The 5262-nt window shown below is 60.4% G+C and carries 6 protein-coding genes; 2 read left to right on the forward strand and 4 right to left on the reverse strand.

From position 1 onward, the window contains the following. Positions 1-624, forward strand: a 624-nt coding sequence (locus CN311_RS31355; RefSeq protein ID WP_208866616.1) for a hydantoinase B/oxoprolinase family protein, incomplete at its 5' end; no start/stop codon positions are given. A gap of 145 nt (positions 625-769) precedes the next feature. Here the strand turns inward: CN311_RS31355 and CN311_RS33135 are convergent. Next, positions 770-982 (reverse strand): hypothetical protein, encoded by a 213-nt coding sequence (locus tag CN311_RS33135; protein ID WP_208866617.1) that lies wholly within the window; start codon positions 980-982, stop codon positions 770-772. A 333-nt stretch (positions 983-1315) separates the two neighbouring features. Next, positions 1316-1564: a DUF1127 domain-containing protein gene (locus tag CN311_RS31370; protein WP_097577444.1), complete on the reverse strand. Its 249-nt coding sequence runs from the start codon at positions 1562-1564 to the stop codon at positions 1316-1318. A gap of 236 nt (positions 1565-1800) precedes the next feature. Here CN311_RS31370 and CN311_RS31375 point away from each other — a divergent pair, with 236 nt between their 5' ends. Beyond that, positions 1801-3321, forward strand: coding sequence for a winged helix-turn-helix domain-containing tetratricopeptide repeat protein (locus CN311_RS31375; RefSeq protein ID WP_097577445.1), 1521 nt, complete (start codon positions 1801-1803; stop codon positions 3319-3321). A gap of 71 nt (positions 3322-3392) precedes the next feature. Here CN311_RS31375 and CN311_RS31380 read toward each other — a convergent pair whose 3' ends face one another. Further along, a complete protein-coding gene (locus CN311_RS31380; RefSeq protein WP_097577446.1) occupies positions 3393-3785 on the reverse strand; it encodes a GFA family protein in 393 nt (130 codons plus the stop codon). A gap of 302 nt (positions 3786-4087) precedes the next feature. Then, positions 4088-5262: calcium-binding protein (locus CN311_RS31385; RefSeq protein ID WP_165779921.1), on the reverse strand; the 1175-nt coding region annotated here is incomplete at its 5' end.

Here is a 5262-nt window from a genome sequence, read left to right on the forward strand (position 1 = left end):
ATCATCCCCGACGGCTGCATGTTGCGGCCGAGCTATCCGGCGGCCGTCGTTGCCGGCAATGTCGAGACCTCGCAGCATGTCACCAACGCGCTGTTCGGCGCCATGGGTGCGCTCTCCAACAGCCAGGGGACGATGAACAACCTGACCTTTGGCAACAATATCTACCAATATTACGAGACGATCTGCTCGGGATCGCCGGCCGGACAGATGAATGACGGTCGCGGTTTTGCCGGCACGTCCGGCGTGCATGTGCATATGACCAATTCGCGCCTGACAGATCCGGAGATACTCGAGCTTCGCTTCCCCGTCCTGCTGGAGGATTTCCACATCCGCGAAGGTTCTGGCGGCAAGGGCAGATGGAGTGCCGGCGACGGCACCAAACGCACCATCCGCTTTCTCGAACGCATGGAATGCGCGATTCTCGCTTCGCACCGCAGCCGCCCGCCCCAAGGCCTCGACGGCGGTGGCGATGGCGAGGCCGGCTCGACCGAAACCCGCCGCAACAACGGTACGATCGAGGTGCTGAAAGCCTGCGACCAGACCGTACTTGAAGTTGGCGAAGCGGTTATTGTGACAACTCCAACGGCCGGAGGATATAGGTCGAACGTCGCTGCAAATCTTTAGGATCGCTTTGGAATCTCAAACGCTTTCAAGAAAACCCGGTTTCGGACCTCCCGTATAACGCGAATGGCGCAAGCCTTTCCCACTCATAGAAATGATACGTGGTCCTTGACGGGCGGCTCTAAAATGAGCCCATCGGCACGTTTATTCACTTGCAGGGCGCACTATCGGCGGCCGCCTTGGCGGCGGCGGCGGCGCCTGCGAAGCAAAGAAGCCAAGCGACAGATAAGCCGAAGTAGCGCACGCGGATGGCGTCGATGGCAACAGCGATGAAGATCATGAAGCCGCCGATGATGCCGACGTAGAAGGACGGCACGGCGATGATGGCAAGGCCAACCTGGATGATGGTGAGCAGCAGCACGCCGCCCAACACGCCGACGACGTTGCCGCTCCCGTCGAATAGGCCGGAACAAGAACTGTCCCCCGCGACACGCGGCCTTTATCAACCAAAGACAGCTACGGTTGACTTGATGGTGATGCGGCCATCGGGGCTTCGGCGCATCTGACGTCCCGTGGCGGCGCGAAAGGTTTGTACCGGAGACATGGGTAACACTTTTGGCCCAAAGGGTTTTGGAGTGGTTCGAGCCTGCGTGCCTCATCCGACACGCACCTTGTGCGGTTGTGTCCGCCGACGCGGCATCGCCGTGACTTCTCGCGCATGGCGCCGCGATCCGCTGTCTCTTCGGTATTCGTCTTATCGTTGCCAGAAGGGCAGCTTGGCGATCTCTTCCTCGACCTGCCGTTTCGTCAGGCCGATATCGTCGATCAAATGGGGATTGTCCTCCGATATTCGCTTGAGGTCCCAGCGAAAGCGTGTCTGCTCGCGCCAGGTCGCGATAATGTTTCGTAGGGTCGTCAGGCGCGGACGCGAAACCGCCGCCAGCTCCACGGGCGTTTCCGGCCGCGCTGCCTGATGCGGAGCCGACGTAAGGATATCGTTCATGGCAACCTCCTATGATTTGAGGGTCCGGTGGCCCTGGACCTGAAAGAGGTTGAATTCTGCAGGATACGATCGGCGTCGTAATTAAGCTCTCCCAAATAGTTCTCAAAACTTCCAAACGGGCTAGAGCAGTTCACCGGTTCCTGGAACCGACAAACTGCTCTAACTCTTTGTTTTGACGCAATTCCGGACAGAAAACCGTCTCACACTTTTCCTGGAATTGCTCTATAGATGCGCCCATGCAGGGACAGCGCTTTGCCTTTGGTCCGTTCGTGCTTGATTCCGATGCGGGAACGCTGCTTCGGAACGATGTCCCCGTTGCCGTTGGCTACCGCGGGATAAAGCTGCTTGCGGCGCTCGTCGAACGGCCCGGCGAAATCCTTGAGAAGGCCGAGTTGATGGACGCGGCATGGCCGGGCACGGCCGTCGAGGAAGGCAACCTCACCGTCCAGATCTCGCAGCTGCGCAAGCTGCTCGGTCCGGCCGGCGATGCCGGCAATGGGGGCGGTGAATGGATCGCCACGGTTCCGCGAGTCGGCTACCGCTTTACCGGGGCCATCGAACAGCTCGGCAGCGCGAAGCGAAAACCTTTGCCGCTGCCCGACAAACCATCGATAGCGGTGCTGCCCTTCGTCAATTTCAGCAACGATCCCGAGCAGGACTCCTTCGCGGATGGGTTGACCGAAGACCTGATCACTGACCTGTCCAGGATCTCCGGCCTGTTCGTCATCGCTCGCAACTCGACCTTTGCCTACAAAGGAAAGGCGATGGACGTGCGGGGGATCGCCGAGGACCTTGGCGTGCGCTACTTGCTGGAAGGTAGTGCAAGACGTGCTGCTGGGCGTGTGCGCATCAACGCACAGCTGGTCGACGCGGCGAGCGGCGAACATCTATGGGCGGAACGCTTCGATCGCAGTTTGGAAGATATCTTTGCCGTTCAGGACGAGGTGACGGCAAAGATCGTGGAGGCCTTGCTCGGCCGGCTGCGTGCACCGCCACCGCGCAATCGACCCAAGAATCTCGAGGCTTACGATCTCTGCGTGCGGGCGCGCAAGCTGATCGATGATTCGCCGCAAACGGCACGGGAAGCGCATCTGATGCTCACCCGCGCGGTCTCGCTCGATCCGGGATACGCCGAGGCCTATCGCTGGCTCGCCATGAACCACTGGATGGGATGGGTGCATTGGGGCCAACCCATTGAACCCAACCGTAGCGTTGCCCTGGAACTGGCGCGTAAGGCTGTAGCGGTCGATCCCAACGATGCCGGCTGCCATTGGGTGCTGGCCAACCTGCTTGCCTATGAGCGCAGCTTCGCCGAGGCGGATGCGGGATTCGCCAAGACGTTCGAGCTCGACCCGAACGAGGCCGACGCCTGGGCGACACTGGCCGACATCACGACACTGGCCGGGCGCGTCGAGGAAGGCCTTGAGCAGATCCGCAAGGCGTTCCGACTGAATCCGTTTCCGGCAAGCTGGTACTATCTGACGCTCGGCCAGGCGCAATATGCGGCGCGCGAATACGAAGCCGCGGTCGAGACCCTGCGCAGGGACGAGACTTATCGCACAAGCTCACGCCGTTTCCTGGCGGCAAGCCTCGCGCAACTCGGCCGGCTCGACGAGGCGCGCGCGGAGGTCGAACTGTTCCTCGTCAGCAACCCGCATTTCACAACCCACTTCTGGGTCACGACGGAGCCATTCCGCGATGCTGCAACGCTCGATCATTTCGTCGATGGCTTCCGCAAGGCCGGCCTTCCGGAGTGATGCGCCAGCTTTCGATGAAGGCAATCTCGGTCAGCTCGTAGCGCCGCCCTCGCACCGTTCGTGTGTGCGACTTACTCCTCCGAGCGACCCGTGGCGCCACGATCGCGCTCGTATCGCCTCGTAAGCGGAAACGGCGGCAACCAGGACTCGCGACGGACGATCCAGCTTTCATAGGTCGGCATCAGTTGGTCGGAGGCATCCAGGCATCCCAGGTGCACTTCAATCTCGTCCGCGCTGCGCGCGAAAACGGACGAGCCGCAGCGGGGACAGAAAAACCGTCCGGCGTAATCGCGTGTTTCGCCATCGATCGTCACCGCATCCTGAGGGAATACCGCGGCAGCGTAGAAAAGGGCTCCATGATGCTTGCGGCAGTCGAGGCAGTGACAGATGCCGACCCGGTATGGGAGGCCCGACGCCGCAATTCGGACATTGCCGCACAGGCAACCGCCGGTGAATCGGTCCATGCCGCGTCTCCCTCTGAAATCAAGCTGAGAATGGCTACAGCGAATAGCACTGTCATTGCAATTGCTGGCTGCGGCGGGTGGGGGCGCGGCGTTCCTCGTGGCGGGCGACAGTGATCATCGGCTTCCAGATGAACAGAGCCTATTAATGACGCAACATCGAGGGCGTTTAGGTGGTGCCGGGCTCAGAGCTTTTGCGTGCAGGTAGTGTTTTCAGAAATCGACAGGCACAGGCACGGCATTTACAGGGACGCTATCTCGCCGGCCCCGCAAACACCGTATTGCGTTGACTTCAGTCCACTCGTTCAAGTCACAAAGAATGAGCTTGCGGTAAGCGAGAGGCCTGGAGAAAGGGTGGCGAACTGTATCTGAGCCGCGCCGCCGATGCCGTCGCTGTCGTAAGAGAGCGCCCCGGTTGAATTGTTGTAGATGATATGGTCGGAACTGTCGTGCGCGGACGCACCCGCAAAGAAAGCGGCGGCTGTGAGCGCACCCGCGCCCAGCCCGGCAAAAATGGCGTTCTCGAGGTGGATCTTGTCCTGGGACGCGTTGAAGTCGGTGATCCTGTCGACATTGCCGTTACCAAGGGCGCTATTGAAGACGAAAATGTCGTTGCCGCCAAAGCCGGTCAAGATGTCGGCGCCGCGGCCGCCGTTGATGACGTTGTTACCGGCATTCCCTATGATGGTCTGGGCCAACTCGTTGCCGGTCAGGTTGATTGCCGTGGTGCCGGCGTCCTGCTTGGTGCTAAGGACTTCAATCGACGAGCCAGCCTCGAGTGCATAGCTCACAGAAGTCCACACTCTGTCCTGGCCGTGGCCAGAGGACTCGACCGCCCTGTCGCCGACATTGTCGACATAGTAATTATCGTTGCCGCCATGACCGATCATGGTGTCGGCGCCGCCCCAGCCCTTTATAATGTTGTTACCGTCATTCCCCACGATGGTTTGGGCCAACTCGTTGCCGGTCAGGTTGATTGCCGTGGTGCCGGCGTCCTGCTTGGTGCTAAGGATTTCAATCGACGAGCCAGCCTCGAGCTTATAGCTCACGGACGTCCACACTCTGTCTTGGCCTTGGCCAGAGGACTCGACCGCCCTGTCGCCGGCATTGTCGACATAGTAGTCGTCGTTGCCGCCAAGACCGATCATCTTGTCGGCGCCGCCCCAGCCCTTTATAATGTTGTTACCGTCATTCCCCATGATGGTCTGGGCGAATTCGTTCCCGGTCAGGTTGATTGGCGCGGTGCCGGCGTCGTTCTGGGTGCCGAGGACTTCAATCGACTGGCCAGCATCGAGCTTATAGTTCACAGTGGTCCACACCCTGTCTTGACCTTGGCCAGCGGCCTCGATCACCCTGTCACCGGTATGGTCGACATAGTATTCGTCGTTGCCGGCATAGCCGATCATCGTGTGGCCGCCGGCTCCGTGGAACACATCGTTGCCGCTGGTGCCGTAGAGTATGTCGGTCGTCGGAGGTGGGT

Source organism: Mesorhizobium sanjuanii, from assembly GCF_002529485.1.
In the GTDB taxonomy this organism is placed as follows: domain Bacteria; phylum Pseudomonadota; class Alphaproteobacteria; order Rhizobiales; family Rhizobiaceae; genus Mesorhizobium; species Mesorhizobium sanjuanii.

What these genes read in the sequence shown, in the direction of transcription:
- CN311_RS31370 (WP_097577444.1), bottom strand. Translation starts at nt 1,564, where the DNA reads ATGAACGATATCCTTACGTCGGCTCCGCATCAGGCAGCGCGGCCGGAA.
- CN311_RS31375 (WP_097577445.1), top strand. Translation starts at nt 1,801, where the DNA reads ATGCAGGGACAGCGCTTTGCCTTTGGTCCGTTCGTGCTTGATTCCGAT.
- CN311_RS31380 (WP_097577446.1), bottom strand. Translation starts at nt 3,785, where the DNA reads ATGGACCGATTCACCGGCGGTTGCCTGTGCGGCAATGTCCGAATTGCG.